This window comes from Kitasatospora sp. NPDC057223 (assembly GCF_042669755.1).
In the GTDB taxonomy this organism is placed as follows: domain Bacteria; phylum Actinomycetota; class Actinomycetes; order Streptomycetales; family Streptomycetaceae; genus Kitasatospora.
In genome coordinates, this window is the sequence record NZ_JBHUWW010000013.1 from 42,628 (window position 1) to 58,265 (window position 15,638).

Here is a 15,638-nt window from a genome sequence, read left to right on the forward strand (position 1 = left end):
ATGGCTGTCCGGTGGCGTGGGGGTCGGTCATTCGGTGTCGGTGAGGATGGAGCGGGGGTGCAGGCGCAGGATTCCGATGCCGGGGACGACGGTGGAGACCAGGGAGATCCCCAGCGCGATGCCGGCGACCTTGCCGACATCGGCCGCCTCCACCCGCACCGCGGGCGGAGCGATCCTGGCGTCCGGTTCGCGGGATGCCGATACCGGCTTGTCGTCCTGGCGGCCCAGGAAGGCATCTCCTGCGGCCTGCCCGGCCAGCGAGCCGGCCAGGGCGGCGAGTGCGACCGCGGGCAGGGCCACGGCCGCCACCTCCACGGCATGCTGGCCGATGAGCTTCCACTTCTTCTCGCCCATCGCCAGCAGCACTCCGAGTTCGGAGCGGCGCTCTCGGATCTGCAGCATCACGACGAGGCCGAGGATCAGCGCGCCGGCCAGGGCGATCACCCAGACGAGCAGTCCCGCGAACGTGCCGACCCGCTGGATGGGGACGACCTGGTCCCTGTACGCCTTGTCATTGACACGGAAGTCGAAGCCGCCCTTACCCAGGAGCTGCTCGGTCTCGGCGTGGAGCTGCTTGGCCCGGTCCGGTGAGCCGATCTTGAACACGGCCTCGCTGACCGTCGCCGTGCCGGAGCCGAGCTTCTGTGCGGTGTCCACCGGGACGTACAGGGTGTTGCCGGGCAGCTCATTCGGCGCGACCCACATCGTCGGCTCCTGCGCCGGGTCCTGGTAGATGCCGACCACCGTCACCCGGGTGGCGTGCTTGCCGTCCGCGGAACGCGCCTGGAGGGCGTCGCCCACCTTCAGCCTGTTCTTGTCGGCCAGGCGCTGCTCGATCACCGCGACGTCGCGGCCGGCATCCTGAGGGGTGATGCCGCGGCCTGCCGTGAGCTTCGTCGAGCCGTACGAGAAGGGCAGCAGCATGCCCGAGTCGCGCACGCCGTCCACGGCCAGCTCGCCCTTCGCCTTCTCCTGGGCCGCGTCACCGCCGCCCGGCTCCGGGACCTTCGACGTCAGCGGTGTGAACCCCTGGGCTGCAGCCCGCGCCCGGACTTCCGCGTTGTAGCGGTGCACCAGGCCCGAGGCGCCGAGCCGGTCGGCCAGGGCCGGGGTCAGACCCTCCTTCCTGACCGTCACATCGACGCCGATGGTGCGCTGTGCGTCCGCCTCCTGACGGGCGGCGGCGGCCTGCAGCAGGAAGCCGCCCAGGAGCAGGGCGCAGATGACGAGGAAGATCGCGAGCAGGGCGGCGGTCCTGGATGTCCTGGCACCAAGGCTTGTCCCGGCACGCTTGACGAAGTTCATGCCGATGACGAAAGCAGCCCGCTGTTTACCGGGAAATAAGCGTGTTACAGCGGCATAAGGACTTGATCCCGTGATCCGGCCCGCTACCCCGTCGAGCGGCTCTCAGGGGGGCGCACTCGAGTCCTTCCCCATGTAATCGTGATCTTGGTTTCCTGGAGTCATGAGAGTCCTGGTAGCCGAAGACCACCGTGTCCTGGCCCGCACCATCGCGACCGGTCTTCGCCGCCAGGCGATGGCCGTCGACATCGCCTCCACAGGGGCCGAGGCCGAGCGGATGTGCCTGCTCACCGCCTACGACGTGCTGATCCTGGACCGCGATCTGCCCGTCATGAGCGGCGACGAGGTCTGCAGACGGCTGCGCGAGCTCGCCGACCCGCCCCGGATCCTGATGCTCACAGCCGCCGGCGGGCTCACCGACCGGATCTACGGCCTCACCGAGCTCGGCGCCGACGACTACCTGGCCAAGCCCTTCGACTTCACCGAACTCGTCGCCCGCATCAGGGCACTGAGCCGGCGCGCCCCCAAGCCGCCCCCGGCCGTCCTCACCTTCGGGAACATCACCCTCGACCAGACGCGCCGCGAAGTGTCCGTGGAGGGAACAGCCCTGGAGCTGTCCGCGAAGGAGACCGCGGTCCTGAGCATGCTGATGCAAGCAGGCGGCGAGCCGGTCGCACATGACGACATCGTCCGCACCGTCTGGGACCAGCACCGCGACACCGGCACCGGCGTGGTCCGCACCACCATCAGCCGCCTGCGCGGCAAACTCGGCGACTCCTGCCTGATCCTCGCCGACAAGGGAAAGGGATACCGGCTGTGCGACTGAACCCCCGGGCCCTGCTGAACCGGCTGCCCTTCCGCACCCGCCTGGCCATCGCCTTCTCCGGACTCTTCCTCCTCGCGGGAATCCTCCTCCTCACCTTCGTCGTGGTACTCGCCCGCTACGGAACAGCCCAGCAGGTCCAGGGCATCACGATCATCTACCAGGACGTGCCCAGCGGGCAGAACACCCCCGCCGAACCCGTGAACCCGCTCCTCACCCGGCCCGACCTCCTCCCACGGCCCCCGAGCAACAGCGCATCCATCCAGAAGATCGACCAGACCGTGCAGGCCGTCCAGGACACCGCCCTGCGCCAGATGATGCTCTGGTCCGCCATCGGCCTCCTCGTCATGGCACTGATCGCCGGACTCCTCGGCCGGTGGCTCGCCGGACGCGCCCTGCGGCCCGTCGCCTCCATGACCGAGGCCGCCCGCCGCATCAGCGAACAGAACCTCCACCAACGCCTCGCACTCACCGGCCCCAACGACGAACTCCACCGCCTAGCCGACACCTTCGACACCATGCTCGACCGGCTGGAGAAGTCCTTCGAGAGCCGGCGCCGCTTCGTCGCCAACGCCTCCCACGAACTGAAAACACCCCTCGCCGTTCAGCGGACCACCCTCCAGGTCGGCCTCGCCGACCCCCTGCCCGACGGGCTCACCGAAGTCCGCGAAGACCTCCTCGACGCCAACCGCGAAGCAGAACAGCTCATCAACGCGCTCCTGCTCCTCGCCCACAGCGACAGCGGCCTGGAGAAGACCGAACCCGTCGACCTCACAGGGACCACCCGGCTGCTGACCGCCGAACTCGCCCCCCTCGCATCCGAGGCCGGCGTACGCCTCGACACCGACGCTGCCACACCCCTGGTCGTTTCCGGCGATCCCGTCCTGCTGCGCCACCTGCTGACCAACCTGATCAGCAACGCCATCCAGTACAACCACCACGGCGGCCACGTCCTCGTACGGCTCGACGCCTCGACCCTGACGGTCACCAACACCGGCCCCCGCATCCCCGCCGACCGCATCCCCGACCTCTTCGAACCCTTCCGACGCCTCAACCAAGACCGCACCGCCACCACCGGCCACGGCCTGGGACTCTCCATCGCCGCTTCCATCGCACACGCCCACCACGCTGCCCTGACCGCACGTCCCGGCCCCGAGGGCGGACTCATCCTCACCCTGCGCTTCCCCTGATCGACAGCGCGCGCCGCCCGCCGCACCCCCGAGGGGCGGCGCGCCACCCACAAGGGAGCCATCGCCAAGCCGGGGCGTGTCAGTGACTTTGGGTACGTCGGTTGGTGTCATCGGATGCCGAGCCGGTCCTCGAAGAACAGGGAGAACTGGTTCAGCGCTTCCTGCCAGTGTGCGGCGACGTGGTTCGCGTCGCGTGCTCCGGGGCTGATCTGTTCCCTGACGGCGAGGTGGAGCACCCTCAGGACAGCCTGCTCCGACGGGAAATGCCCACGGTTTCCTTATGGCGGGTGGGAACGCCAGGTAGGGCGTGAACTCGCCGCCTCACTCGGCTCGACGTCCCAACAGCCGGCCACGATTTGGGGGCGGCCGCGCTGTCGTCAGCGAGCGAACTTCTCGATGGCCGCCGGCGTGACGGGGGTGAAGAAGTTGACGAGGTTGCCGTCGGGGTCACGGAGCAGGAGCGACCGGTTGCCCCAGGGCATCGTGGTGGGCTCGGTCACGAAGTCGGCGACGAAATCGGCCAGGTCCCGGTAAACGCCGTCCACGTCGGCGACGAGGAACTCGATGATCACAGTGCTGTTGGCGGCCGGACGGGCGGAGCCGGGCGCGAACAGGGCCACGGTGCGGGTGCTGCCGATCGCAAGGGTCCCGCTGGCGGTCCGCAGTTCGGCGAAGTCCTCGGTGGACCAGTCCGCCCGCACTCCGGTGGCTCGCTCGTAGAAGTCGACGAGGCGCGCGACATCGCCTGTGATGATCCGGATCGAAACGAGGTCCATGGTGCTCTCCTGAGGTTGGTGAAGCCGTTGCACCTCGGACGCTAGAGCAGATAGTGGACAGAATCGGTCCGGTATCGCCGCTAAGCTCGTGAACATGGCTCGACCTACCAGCCGCGTGCTCGCCCTCCTGGAACTCCTGCAGTCGGGCGGCATCAGAACGGTGGCCGAACTCGCCGACCGGCTCGGCGTCGACGGCCGCACCGTGCGGCGGTACGTGGACCACCTGATCGACCTCGACATCCCCGTCGAGGCGGTCCGTGGCCGCTACGGCGGGTACCGGCTCGCCCCCGGGTACCGCCTGCCTCCGCTCATGCTCAACGACGACGAGGCGCTCGCCGTGCTGCTCGGCCTCGTCGCCGGCCGCAGGACGGGGCTGCTGACGGCGACCGGGACCGCGGGCGAGACCGCAGCGGCCAAGATCCGCCGGGCACTGCCCGAGCGTCTGGCCCGTCGGCTCGACGCCGTCATGGAATCCCTCGCCTTCACGGCCCCGCCCGGCGAGTCGGCCACCCCGGAGACAGGCGTCCTGCTCGCCGTTGCCGATGCCGTACGCCATCGCCGCCCGATCTCGATCAGGTACACCACCCGAGACGGCCGACGAAGCGAACGCACGCTGCACCCGTACGGGATCGTCACCCATACGGGCCGGTGGTACGTCACAGGCACCGATCCCGAGATCGGCCAGGACCGGACCTTCCGGCTCGATCGCATCGCGGACGCGAGGACCCTGCCCGGCTCGTTCGAGCCGCCCGCCGGACTCGATCCGGCACAGCGCGTCCTGTCAGGGTTCGCCAAAGCCGCGTACCGGTACGAAGTGACCCTGCGGATCCACGGGACGGTCGAACAGATCCGCACCCGACTCCCCGCTGGCATCGCGAGCGTGGAGGAGCCCGTACCCGCGGAAGGGACAGACCCGCACACCGAGCGTTGGCTCCACGTCGAATTGAGAGCAGAGCGACTCGACTGGTTGCCTCCCGTACTCGCCTCGCTCGACCGGCCGTTCGTCATCGAGCGACCCGACGAACTCCGAGACCTCGTCATCGCGCTCGCCGACCGGCTCACCACCTCTGCCCGCCGAGCCTGACGTCGCTGTCCCCCACGAGAACCCCCGCTGCGGATTCCCGCGCCACCCGGCCTCCCTCCACACGCGGCGGGCACCGGGACATCAGGGACGGACCGGACAACGGGGGCCGGGTGCGGGCACATCACCGTGCTGGGGCCGGTCGGCCGGCCCTTCCGCCTCCGGGCTGCGGTTGCCGGTGGCCGAGCCGACCGGGTCATGTCCCCTCATCCCTGCTGGCCGTGGGAGCCTGCCTCGAGGGTTGCGCGAAGGATGGCCAGGGTTGGGGCGATGCGGGCCAGGTCGTCAGGGGGAACCACCGCGGTCAGTGAGATGAGCTCGCTTTCGACAATGGGGCGGGAAGCGGACAACTGCTCCTCACCCGCGGATGTGAGGCGGAGCACGGACGAGCGGCGGTCCTGGGGGTGCGCGACCCGCAGGCACCAGCCCGCAGCCACCAGCCGGTCGACCGCCTTGCTGACGGCCCCCACCGTGATCGCCACTTCGCCAACAATGTCGAGCACGCGGCACCCCGGCACGCGGTCGATGATCTCCAAAAGCTCGAACTGCCCCAGCCCCAGCCCTTGTTCGGCACGCAACCGGGCGCTCACCGCGTTGTAGAGCCGGGTCTCGACGCGGACCAGATCGATGAAGATCGGGGTGATGTGGCTCACATTGGCTCCAGTAGATTCCCAGGAATCATCTTCCTTGGAATCTGGTTAAGGTCAGACAGGTGGATTCCCAGGAATCCATCCTCGCACCCCGACCCATGGAGGCCCCACATGTCCCGGCAGCAGCGCGACGCCCTGGACGCCGTACTCCGTTCCGCCCCTCGCAGCGAGACGCGGCCCACTCCCGAGGAGCAGCGCAGCGGTTTCGCCGCGGCTGTCACCCGCCCCGCACCCGAGGGCATGGTCACCCGCAGGACCGTCCTGGGCGGGCGGCCGACCCTGGAGCTGGAGCCGGTCCAAGCCTCCGGCCGCGGCCGACTGCTCTACCTGCACGGCGGCGGCTACGTCATCGGCTCACCGGACACCCACGCAGGACTGGTCGGTGAACTGGCCCACCGCGCCGGGCTGCGCGCGATGTCGGTGGACTACCGGCTGGCGCCCGAACACCCTTTCCCCGCGGCTGTCGACGACGGGCTCGCGGCCTACCGCGAGCTGCTGGCGTCGGGCACCGACCCACGGGACCTCGTCGTGGCCGGTGACTCCGCCGGTGGCGGACTGAGCATCGCCACGCTGCTCGCCGCCCGGGAAGCCGGGCTGCCGCAACCAGCCGCCGTGGTCGTCTTCTCCCCCTGGGCCGACCTCACCCTCGCCGGAGGAAGCATCCGTTCCAAGGAGAGCGCCGACCCCATCTTCTCGGAGGCCGACGTACGCGCCTACGCCGATCTCTACGTCGGCGCAGGCGACGGGGCGCATCCCCTGGCCAGCCCGGTGTTCGCCGACCTCACCGGACTGCCCCCACTCCTCGTGCAGGTCGGGGCGAACGAGGTGCTCCTCGACGACGCGGTCCGGCTGGCCGGCCGCGCGGGCGCCGACGGTGTCGAGGTCACGCTCGAAGTCGGCCCCGGCCTCCCCCACGTCTTCCAGCACCACTACGGCCGCCTCGACGAGGCGGACGCCGCACTCGACCGCGCCGCCCGCTTCCTCACTGCCCACCTGAGCGCCGGCCGCCCGGGCGCCGACGATCTCGAACCGGTCCACTGACACCTGCCCCGACGGCCACCACGTGACGTCAGCGACGACCGCAGGAACACCATCGCCGACATCACGGGTTCAATTTCACTGCCCAAGGAAGTTCCAGCTCGGCAGCGCTGACTGCCGTGCCCGCCGACGGGGCGGCTCGGACATCCGGCGACTTTTCCGGAGGCCTGGCAGCGGCAGCATCAGCGGGCCCAGGCCCTCCACCTCCCGGTCGCCGGCGCACTGCGGGCACTCCAGCCGGTCAGGGCCGGCCTTCTCGTCCGGTTCGAGCGGCGACCCGGCCTTCCCACCGATCAGCGGGTCTGCCAGCGCAGCGTCAGTGGGGTGCGGCTCGCGGCGTTCGTCCCGGCGGCCGTCCAGCACGCAGTGGTCCGGTTGGCCCGGCGCGACCAGAGGAGGTTGACGGTGTCGAAAGGGTGCCGGGCGCGTGCTGCGGTGGTCGGTTTGACGGCACCAGGAGCGACGCTCGCCGATAGGTTCGTCCACAGCAGGATCGTCGAGGAACGCAACGCCTGCTCCAGGTGTTGGCCCGCGCCGCTTCCTGACCGCCCGCCGACGCGTCGGCTCGTGGTTCAGCCCGGCGGCGTGCAGCGTACGGATTCCTGTTCGAAGACTGTCGTCCACGGTGGGGCGGCCGCGTTCGCTGATCAGGGGTGAGTGGCGGGCCCTGTCGCGGTCTGACCCGGGTCGTCGGCGCGCAGGCCGTCGTCGGCGGTGGGGCGGAGTGCTGTGTGCTCGGGCCGGGACGGCCTGGCCGCTTCGGTCAGGTGCTCCGGCACGAGGTGGTTCAGGGTGCCGGTGATGGTCAGCATCCGGTCCAGGGCCGGAGTGCGGCTCTCCAGGAGCAGCCGGATGCCGGCGGCGGTGGTGCGGCGGTGGAGCATGAGCAGGGCGGAGAGGCCACTGGAGTCGATGCCGTCCAGGTCCGCACAGTTCAGCCGCAGGGCTCGCAGGCCGGGGGCGGCGAGGTGGGCGGTGACTTCGGTCAGGAAGCGCTCGGAGGTGTCGTGGTCCAGGTTGCCGCGCACCTCCAGGTGCAGAACACCGGGGTCGGCTCCCTGGGCGGGGGCGGTCACGAGCACGGTGGTCCGGGGAGAGGAGGGGGGCGTCATCGGGCGGTCCTGGATGTGGTGGTGTCCGTGCGGCCCGCCCGGGTGAGATGGCCGGCGGCCCGCTGGAGCATGTCGGTGGCCCGGTCGAAGTCCTTGAGTTCTCCGCCGAGGATGTCCAGGGCCGGGATGAGGGAGTGGGCGGGGACGCCGCGGGCGGCGAGGATGTCGGCGGTCCAGGTGAGGAACTCGGTGAAGAGGTCGGTGTCACCGGTGTAGAGGGCGGTGGCGAGGAAGTCCACGATGTGCGCGATGTCCTCGGCCGTACGCGCCCGCTGGGCGGGCGTGTACGCGGCCATCGCGGGGAAACGGTCCTGCAAGGAGCCCAGCACGGCGCGCACCAGGGCGGGCCGGGTGCGGGCGACCATCGTGTACTCCTGGTCGGCCAGGTGGGGCAGGTCGTCGATGGGCTGATGCGCGGGGGCGGGCCGCAGCAGGGTCCCCCGCTCCAGGCGGTCGGCTGCCGCGGTGGCGTCGGGCGCCCAGGCGTCCGCGCTCAGCAGGCGGGCGTACTGGCCGTGGGCGCCGAAGGCGGCACCGCCGACCAGGACCGGAGTGCCGGTGGCCTGGACGGCGGTGATGGCGGCGTGCGCGGCCGGCAGGCGGGTGGGGATCGTGCTGGAGAGTGCGACCAGGTCCGGGCCGGTCTGGTGGATGTGGGTGATCAGGTGGTCGGTGGGCACCTGTGCGCCGAGGTAGTCGACCCGCCAGCCGCGCAGCCTGAGCACCTCGGCGACCAGTCGGACCGGCAGGCTGTGCCATTCGGCGTCGACGCACGCCACGAGGACCGTGCCGCGGGCGCCGGCGGCGTGCTCGGCGAAGTTGAGGGAGAGGGCGGCCAGGGCGCGGTCGTTGATGGCGGTCGCGGCGTGTTCCTGGGCAACGGTGATGCGGTTGGCCGCCCACTCCTCACCGACCCTGCGCTGGACGGGGGCGATCAGGTCCAGCAGCACGCGTTCGGCCGGCGTGCCGCTCTCCAGTGCGCTCATGAGGGTGGCGGTGGCGGTGTGCTCGTCGCCGCGGGAGACCGCTTCCCACAGTTGGTCGACCCGGTCGTCCCGGGCGGCGGCGGCGGTGCTCATGCGGTGAACCTTCCCCGGGTGCGGCCGTCGACGGCGCTGAGGTGGTGGGTGAGAGGGGCGGCAATGACCATGACGGCCATGTCGTCGTGGAGCTGGGTGCCCAGCCACTGGGAGGCGAGCATCTGGACGTGTTCCACGATCGCCTCGGCCGGCATGGCCGCGCACTGCGCCAACGCCTCCTTCAACCGGGTGTCGCCGAACATTTCGTCGCCCATCGGGCCGCCCTTGGCCTCGGTGACGCCGTCGGTGAACAGCACGCAGGACTCGCCGGGCGCCAGCATCACCTCGCTCGTCGTGGAGGTGACGGCGGGCAGGACACCGACGAGCGTTCCGCGGGACGCTACCTCCTCGACGGTGCCGTCCTGGCGCACGATCACTCCCGGCGGGTGGCCGGCGCTGGTCACCCGCAGGCGCACCGAGCCCGCCTCGCGGACGGCGGAGACCAGGACGAGGGTGGCGAAGCGGGTGTGGTGCGAGCTGAGCAGGGCTCCGTTGAGGAGGTCGAGCACCCGCTGGTGGTCGCCGGCCATCGGCAGCAGCGCGTGGAGGGTGTTGCGGATCTTGCCCGTGAGGACGGCCGCCTCCAGCCCCTTGCCGCACACGTCCCCCAGCACCGCGAAGGACGCCTCGCCCTGCGCCGCGGCGGGGTGGACGTCGTAGAAGTCCCCGCCGATCCGCTCGTGGTTCTTCGAGGGCCGGTAGCCGCCGGCGAAGTCCACCCCGGAGATCTGGTGCAGGACGGGCGGCAGCAGGTCCCGCATCAGTGCCCGCGACAGCGAGGACTGCTCCGCGTACAGGCGGGCCGCCGACGTCGCGGCGCCCGCGCGGGCCGCGAACAGGCGGGCGAAGACCTCTTCGCCCTCGGTGAACGCCAACTCGCTGCTGCGGCGCAGCAGGATCAGGGCGCCGGCCGGAACACCGTGGCCGGGCAGTGGGGTGATGACGATCGACCCGACCTCGCCGAATCCCTCCGGGACCAGCCAGGCGGGCGCGCTCGCGGGATCGATCCACCGCGACGGGACCGGGGGGAAGCCCTGGAGGGCCTCTCCCAGGCCCGGCACGTCTGCCGGATCGGCGTCCTGCTCGGAGCGCTGCGGGGTGCCGCCGTGCAGGCAGGTGACCACGGGCAGCAGGCCTCCGCTGGGCGGCGCGACGACCAGGGCCGCATCCGCCAGGTGATCGGCTGCCAGTTGTGCCGTGACATCCATGCACCGTCCCACGTTCAACGAGGAGAGAAGCGTGTTGGAGGCTTCGGTGAGGAACGCGGTCCGCTCCCGTTCCGTGCGCAGGGCCTCGCGCGCCAGGCGGTGGTCGGTGTCGTCCACCAGCCACCACACCACGTCGCCGCCGTCCTGCACGGTGGGGTGGGCCTCGAAGCTCCGCTCCCCCACCGCACCCGACACCTGCTCGCCCCCGGCCGGGGGCTGCGCCGTCCGCCGGGTGTGGGCCTGGGCCAGCCAGTCCGGTACGCACCTGCTGAGGGGGATGCCGGAGCCGATGCGGGGGAACAGCGCGGCGGCGTGCGCATTCGCGTGGCGTACCGACCCGGCCGCATCGGCGATCAGGACCGGATGAGGCACCGCTGCCCACACCGTGGCCCCCGGAGCGTCAGAACTCGGGGCGGGTGCTTGCTCAGTGGAAGTCACAACGACGAAGGCCCGCTGCGCGAACCCCTCACCTCATTCAGTCGGGAAACATTTGCTGTCCGGCAAACATCCCTCATAGCCCCCACGTCTGGCAACCCACGCAGTCCCCGGGCCGGGCCGGGCCGGGTCCTACCCCCCAGATCACCAGCACGACGACGGCCCACCACAGGGCCTTCAGCGCGAAACCCGCACGAACAGGAGCAGCGCGAGGAGCAGTACGAGAAGAAGGGGAACCATCGAGACCTCCACAGTCGGTGTGTCGTGGAATCTGCTGCCCCGGGCCGTCGCGCATATTCGGAGGAATCTTCCCCGTTCGACAGGGCAGGCGCGGTCCCGTCAGCAGCACGGCACGGCGACGGCGAGGAGAGTGCGATGAGCACGGGCGACAAGATCGAGAACAGCGGAGAGAAGCTCAAGGGCGCCGCAAAGGAGGCGGCGGGGAAGGCTGTCGGCAACGAACACCTGCGGGCCGAGGGCAGGGCCGACCAGGCCGAGGCCGACATCAAGCAGGCCGGCGAACACGCCAAGGACGCCCTCAAGGGCTGAACACCGGCGCTGGTGTCCGGGCCCCGACCGATCCTGATCCTGGTCGGGGCCACAGGCGTGCGCCCATCACAGCACCGGCCACGTGCACGCCGGCAGCGGCCGACCCGGCATCGGCGCGGGGCGACGTCGAGCCGCCCGGTGCGCCCGGTGCGCCCGGTGCGCCCGGTGCGCCCGGCAGCAGCATGCTCGTGGCGAGCTGCCCCCGGTGTCGGCGGGGACGGGACCGGTCCCCGGGTGATGACTCCGAACACGCGAAAAGGCCCGGCGGCGAGCGACTGTCGCTCACCCCGGACCGGTCTCGCGGTGCGGGGTCAGGTGTCCGCGGTCGGCGTCGGGCCGCCGGCAGGCCGGCGGAGTTCTTCGTTGAGGCGCAGGGCTTCCTCGAGTTGGTCCTCGAGGATGATGATGCGGCAGGCGGCGTCGATGGCGGTGCCCTGGTCGACGAGGTCGCGGGCGCGCATCGCGATCCGCAGCTGGTAGCGGGAGAAGCGGCGGTGGCCGCCCTCGGAGCGCAGTGGGGTGATGAGGCCCTGTTCGTCGAGTGCGCGCAGGAAGCCGGCGGTGGTGCTGGTCATCTCGGCGGCGCGGCCCATGGTGTAGGCGGGGTAGTCGTCGTCGTCGAAGGAGTCGGATCCGGTGTTGGTGCCGGTGTTGGGGGCTGGGTTGTGGGGCCGGATGGTTGCCGTGGTCACTGCACCTCTTCTGGGTGGGGTCGGGGACGCGTGGAGGGGCCCCGGCGCCGTGGCGGCTCCGGGGCCCCGAAGGGATACATCACCATCTGCCGGCCTCGGGGCCGGCCTTTTCAGTTCCGCACTGCCCCGGGGGAAGGGGCCTGCGGGGATCGCGTATGCGTGACCGGAAACCACCGTCCTTCGTAGCTGATGGGGTCTGCGGTGTCCGCCCGGACAACAACCTCACGGGCCGGGCGATCCTGATGGCGCTCTGTCCCCTCCGTTCATCCTCTGTGGGTACTGCCTGCCAACTGCGGGTCGTGCCAACTGCTCGGTACTGCTGAACTTCGTGCACCTGCTCCGGCAGCCAGCCCCGTCGCCCGTCCTGCTCACCTGCTCGGCTTGGAACCCCACTGCCCGGACTTCCCAGCACGCGCGCCCGCAGCCCGGCGCCTTCACTGGGGTACCTCGGTCCTGCCACTGCTGATACCGCTCATTCGCGCTGCTCGTACTGCACCTGCATCCTGCTGCGGTACCGCTCGGTGGCGGCCCCTGATCACTGCGGGCCGCCCGGCCCGGCCGCCGGTCCCGTCGCCGAACTGCACCAACTCTGGCTTCGGAACCCCACAACCGTGCCGACCTGCGAACTTCCACAACTCCCCCGCCAGTTCGTGTCTGGCGGGTACCTCTCGACTGCTTGCTACGAGAGAAACACTAACCACGACACCGGGTGATGTCTACTTCAGTGAGCACAGATTTTTCGGTGTCCGATGGGAAAGTAGTCTCCGCCCCGCCCATGCTGCCGGGCGGCGTCCCCCGACCGGGTGCAACGACAGCGTCCTGCGACGACTGCTCGCCCGATTCGCCGAACAGGCCACCGTCACCGACCTCTGCACCAGGCCGGGCTGCCCCTATCAGCCCGGCCCCGACCGAGTGCTGTGACCCCGCGCGGCCGACCCGGGGAGTGGCATGCGTGTACTGATCGTCGAAGACGAGCTCCATCTTGCGGCGGCCGTCCAGGAGGGGCTGCGTCCGGCGGCCGTCCCCGCGGACACTGTCCATGACGGGGAGACGGCCCTGCAGCACCTGGCAGCCACGGGTTACGACATCGTGCTCCTGGAACGGGACACGCCCGTCATCCACGGTGAAGTGCTGTGCCCGCTCATCCCCTTGTACGGGTGACGAGGCGCCGCAGGCCCCATCGCCATGGCGCTCCCTGTTCAAGGCCGATCATCGACCCACACCGGAGGCGGCGTCGCAACGGCGGACTCGCCCTGAGCGGTCGGTGGGCGCACGCGAGTGCGGCAGCGGTGCTGATCGGATCGGGAGCGTGCCGGGACGCCACCCCCCACCGGGCCTCTGACCGTGTCGGGCACGGCCGTTGCGCACGGCCGTTGCGCACGGCCGTCTTGAAGGCGTCGACGCGGGCGAACTCCAGCTGGCTGACGTCCCCGAGGCGGTCCCCAAAAGGCAGCAGCACCCGGGGCAGCACCGTCGAAAGGTTGGCAGCGCATCCGCGGCGAGGCAACTGGATCAAGGCTGTCGTCGAGGGTGCCAACTGGCTTCGGGAGCGACGCCGGAAGACTTCGCGGGCGACGGCTGCCGAGGCCACCTACTTCTACTGCGCCCCTGCCCCGTGCCGCCGCTGTTCGTCCTCAGGCTGTTCGGTACGCCCTGCAGCGGCTGCTCCCGGGCCCCGTTCGGGCCGGGCGCGCAGGGCGAGTGCCACCGCTCCGGTGACCGGGGGGCGGTCGAGGAGGAGGGGTCTGCAGTCGGGGTGCGCGGCCTCCAGACGGGTGCGGATGGCTGACCAGTAGGCGGGGACGTTGGTGACCAGGCCGCCTGCGAAGACGACGTCGTGGACGTCGACGCCGCGTCGGCCGAGCGTCCGTACCAGGGCGGCCACCGAGCGGGCTCCGTCGGCCAGGACGCGTTGGGCCGCCGGGGAGCCCCGCTCGGCCGCAGCGACCACGGCGGGAGCGTGCCGGCCCCAGTGCTCCGGTCCGTTCCCCCAGCTCAGGGTGTGGGCCAGGGCCGCGACATCGGGCACCGAGACGGATGCCAGCAGCAGTTCGCCGAGCGTGCCGAGCGGCTCACCTCGGTCCGCGCCGTCGAGGACGGCGCGGGCGGCGTCGCGGACCAGCGCGGAGGCGCTGCCGTCGTCGGAGAGGACCCAGCCCCAGCCTCCGGCCCGGAGCATCGTGCCGTCGGTGTCGGTGGTGACGGCGATGGAGCCGGTGCCGACGATGACGGTGATTCCGTGGTCGAGACCGGCTGCCGGAAGCAGCAGCTCCGCGTCGTTGACCACGGTCGCCGGCACCCGCAGGCCGGCTTCCAGGGCGGCGCGCAGTTCCTCGCAGTGCGCGGGCTGCTCGCAGCCCTGGGCGCCGACCGCCACGGCGGAGAGCCGGCCCTCCAGACCCGCCAGCGCTTCGTCGAGGTGGTGGCGCACCCATCGCGCCGCCGGTCCGACCGGGGTGGCCGACCAGCCGTCCGAGGGGAACACGTGGTCGTGGAGCACGGTGCGGTGCCGGTCGACAATCCGCAGATGGGTCTTGGTGCCGCCGATGTCGAGGCCGGCCACCAGGTCACGGGGGGCGGAGGAGCGCGGCATCAGTTGTCTCCGGTGAGCGTCGGGGAGCTGATCGCGAAGTCACCGGGGTCCACGCCGCCTTGCTTGGTGTCGTCGTTGGCGAAGACGAACGACTCGATCGGCACCCCGCGCTGCTGGGCGAGGGCCGCGGCCAGTTCCTGGATCACGACCGTCTCCAGGACCACCCTGGGACCGGGCGGCGATGCGGGCAGTCGGACCACGGACAGCGCGGGCGCCGGTTCGACCGCGCGGGTGGTCACCAGCAGGGTGGGGTGCCCGGCTCCGGCCAGTGTGCGGGCCGCCTCGACCTCGCGGCCGTCGCCGAGCAGCAGGTGCAGCGTCCCGCCGGCCGACTCCATCTCGCCGTGCAGGTAGTTCCTGGTCGCGGACGCCGCCGAGGGGATCCGCGGCACCTCGCGCAGCAGCAGCGCGCCTTCCTCGGCGGCGGCGCGGGACGCTCCGGAGGCGACCACGTCGACGGCCGTGCAGCGACTCGCCCCGGCCGGCAGGCCGGCGACCGCGTCGGCCGCCCGCAGCCGTACCTGCTCGACGGCTGCACCGATGCCGAGCCAGGGGTCGTCGCCGGATCGACCGCCGATGGCGGCCGCGAGCAGGTCCAGGGCGACGATCGTGCCGGTGAAGCCGATGGTGGACGCGTAGGAGTCGGGTTCGTTGCCGAGGTCGAGCACCAGGTCCGCGAGGTCGCCCAGCGGCGACCGGGCGACATTGAGGACGGCGACCCGGTGCACCCCGCTCATCGCCTGGAACGCGGCGATGGTCTCGGTGCTGCGGCCGCCCTGGGAGACGCCGATCAGTACGTCGGCGTCGAACCCGCGGGGTTTGTCGGCGATCTCGTCGGCGAGCACGCGCTGGGCGCTGACCCCGGCGGTTCGCAGCAGGTCCACCGGGACGGCCAGGGCCGCGTGCGAGGCTCCGATACCGGTGAGCAGCGGTCGTCGGGCGGTGCGCAGCGGGGGGAGGGCGCTGTGGGCGAGTTGCCGGCGGACGCGGGCGGCGATGCGCTCCAGTGCCTGCGGCTGCTCGTCCTGTCCTTCGAGGAAGGTGATTCGGGTGGCGGACATGGGTGGTGAGAGAACCTTTCCGGGTCTGTGTGGTGCGGTGTCGCGTTGT

General features: G+C 71.2%; 17 protein-coding genes. 6 read left to right on the top strand and 11 right to left on the bottom strand.

Features of this window, described 5'->3' with window-relative positions; all coding sequences use genetic code 11:
- Positions 1-27: 27 nt before the first annotated feature.
- Entirely contained in the window at positions 28-1,305 is a 1,278-nt protein-coding gene (locus ACFUK0_RS07870; protein WP_380247323.1) for an ABC transporter permease, read from the bottom strand.
- Between the two features lie 160 nt (positions 1,306-1,465).
- Here ACFUK0_RS07870 and ACFUK0_RS07875 point away from each other — a divergent pair, with 160 nt between their 5' ends.
- Together ACFUK0_RS07875 and ACFUK0_RS07880 are read left to right on the top strand one after the other, a co-directional pair.
- Positions 1,466-2,128 (top strand): response regulator transcription factor, encoded by a 663-nt coding sequence (locus tag ACFUK0_RS07875; protein ID WP_380247324.1) that lies wholly within the window; start codon positions 1,466-1,468, stop codon positions 2,126-2,128.
- Positions 2,119-3,315 carry a sensor histidine kinase gene (locus tag ACFUK0_RS07880; protein WP_380247326.1) on the top strand — a complete coding sequence of 399 codons (1,197 nt, stop codon included), beginning with the start codon at positions 2,119-2,121 and terminating at the stop codon, positions 3,313-3,315. Before ACFUK0_RS07875 ends, ACFUK0_RS07880 begins: the two co-directional genes overlap by 10 nt.
- Before the next feature lie 107 nt (positions 3,316-3,422).
- On the opposite strand, the gene ACFUK0_RS07885 is transcribed toward ACFUK0_RS07880, so the two are convergent.
- Both ACFUK0_RS07885 and ACFUK0_RS07890 read right to left on the bottom strand, forming a co-directional pair.
- Positions 3,423-3,551, bottom strand: a complete 129-nt coding sequence (locus ACFUK0_RS07885) for a hypothetical protein (RefSeq protein WP_380247328.1) — start codon at positions 3,549-3,551, stop codon at positions 3,423-3,425.
- Positions 3,552-3,692: 141 nt separating this feature from the next.
- Positions 3,693-4,091 carry a VOC family protein gene (locus ACFUK0_RS07890; RefSeq protein ID WP_380247330.1) on the bottom strand — a complete coding sequence of 133 codons (399 nt, stop codon included), beginning with the start codon at positions 4,089-4,091 and terminating at the stop codon, positions 3,693-3,695.
- Positions 4,092-4,185: 94 nt separating this feature from the next.
- Between ACFUK0_RS07890 and ACFUK0_RS07895 the strand changes: the two genes are divergently transcribed.
- Entirely contained in the window at positions 4,186-5,175 is a 990-nt protein-coding gene (locus tag ACFUK0_RS07895; RefSeq protein ID WP_380247331.1) for a helix-turn-helix transcriptional regulator, read from the top strand.
- Between the two features lie 203 nt (positions 5,176-5,378).
- On the opposite strand, the gene ACFUK0_RS07900 is transcribed toward ACFUK0_RS07895, so the two are convergent.
- A complete protein-coding gene (locus ACFUK0_RS07900) occupies positions 5,379-5,825 on the bottom strand; it encodes a MarR family winged helix-turn-helix transcriptional regulator (RefSeq protein ID WP_380247333.1) in 447 nt (148 codons plus the stop codon).
- A gap of 108 nt (positions 5,826-5,933) precedes the next feature.
- On the opposite strand from ACFUK0_RS07900, the gene ACFUK0_RS07905 reads away from it, so the two are divergent.
- Positions 5,934-6,863, top strand: coding sequence for an alpha/beta hydrolase (locus tag ACFUK0_RS07905; RefSeq protein WP_380247335.1), 930 nt, complete (start codon positions 5,934-5,936; stop codon positions 6,861-6,863).
- Between the two features lie 290 nt (positions 6,864-7,153).
- Here the strand turns inward: ACFUK0_RS07905 and ACFUK0_RS07910 are convergent, their stop codons facing one another.
- From ACFUK0_RS07910 to ACFUK0_RS07925, 4 genes are all read right to left on the bottom strand, one after another.
- Entirely contained in the window at positions 7,154-7,369 is a 216-nt protein-coding gene (locus ACFUK0_RS07910; RefSeq protein ID WP_380247337.1) for a hypothetical protein, read from the bottom strand.
- Between the two features lie 138 nt (positions 7,370-7,507).
- Positions 7,508-7,972: an STAS domain-containing protein gene (locus tag ACFUK0_RS07915; RefSeq protein WP_380247339.1), complete on the bottom strand. Its 465-nt coding sequence runs from the start codon at positions 7,970-7,972 to the stop codon at positions 7,508-7,510.
- Positions 7,969-9,051: a B12-binding domain-containing protein gene (locus ACFUK0_RS07920; protein ID WP_380247341.1), complete on the bottom strand. Its 1,083-nt coding sequence runs from the start codon at positions 9,049-9,051 to the stop codon at positions 7,969-7,971. Before ACFUK0_RS07920 ends, ACFUK0_RS07915 begins: the two co-directional genes overlap by 4 nt.
- Positions 9,048-10,643, bottom strand: a complete 1,596-nt coding sequence (locus ACFUK0_RS07925; protein ID WP_380247342.1) for a PP2C family protein-serine/threonine phosphatase — start codon at positions 10,641-10,643, stop codon at positions 9,048-9,050. The genes ACFUK0_RS07920 and ACFUK0_RS07925 overlap by 4 nt, the downstream gene beginning before the upstream one ends.
- Positions 10,644-11,069: 426 nt before the next feature.
- Here ACFUK0_RS07925 and ACFUK0_RS07930 point away from each other — a divergent pair, with 426 nt between their 5' ends.
- Complete coding sequence (locus tag ACFUK0_RS07930; protein ID WP_380247344.1) at positions 11,070-11,243, top strand: CsbD family protein; 174 nt, start codon at positions 11,070-11,072, stop codon at positions 11,241-11,243.
- A gap of 311 nt (positions 11,244-11,554) precedes the next feature.
- Here the strand turns inward: ACFUK0_RS07930 and ACFUK0_RS07935 are convergent, their stop codons facing one another.
- Positions 11,555-11,836 (bottom strand): MerR family transcriptional regulator, encoded by a 282-nt coding sequence (locus tag ACFUK0_RS07935; RefSeq protein WP_380247437.1) that lies wholly within the window; start codon positions 11,834-11,836, stop codon positions 11,555-11,557.
- A gap of 1,047 nt (positions 11,837-12,883) precedes the next feature.
- On the opposite strand from ACFUK0_RS07935, the gene ACFUK0_RS07940 reads away from it, so the two are divergent.
- Positions 12,884-13,096: a hypothetical protein gene (locus ACFUK0_RS07940; RefSeq protein ID WP_380247346.1), complete on the top strand. Its 213-nt coding sequence runs from the start codon at positions 12,884-12,886 to the stop codon at positions 13,094-13,096.
- A gap of 436 nt (positions 13,097-13,532) precedes the next feature.
- Here the strand turns inward: ACFUK0_RS07940 and ACFUK0_RS07945 are convergent, their stop codons facing one another.
- Both ACFUK0_RS07945 and ACFUK0_RS07950 read right to left on the bottom strand, forming a co-directional pair.
- Positions 13,533-14,528, bottom strand: a complete 996-nt coding sequence (locus tag ACFUK0_RS07945) for an N-acetylglucosamine kinase (RefSeq protein ID WP_380247348.1) — start codon at positions 14,526-14,528, stop codon at positions 13,533-13,535.
- Positions 14,528-15,589: an SIS domain-containing protein gene (locus ACFUK0_RS07950; protein ID WP_380247350.1), complete on the bottom strand. Its 1,062-nt coding sequence runs from the start codon at positions 15,587-15,589 to the stop codon at positions 14,528-14,530. The genes ACFUK0_RS07945 and ACFUK0_RS07950 overlap by 1 nt, the downstream gene beginning before the upstream one ends.
- Between the last annotated feature and the right edge of the window lie 49 nt (positions 15,590-15,638).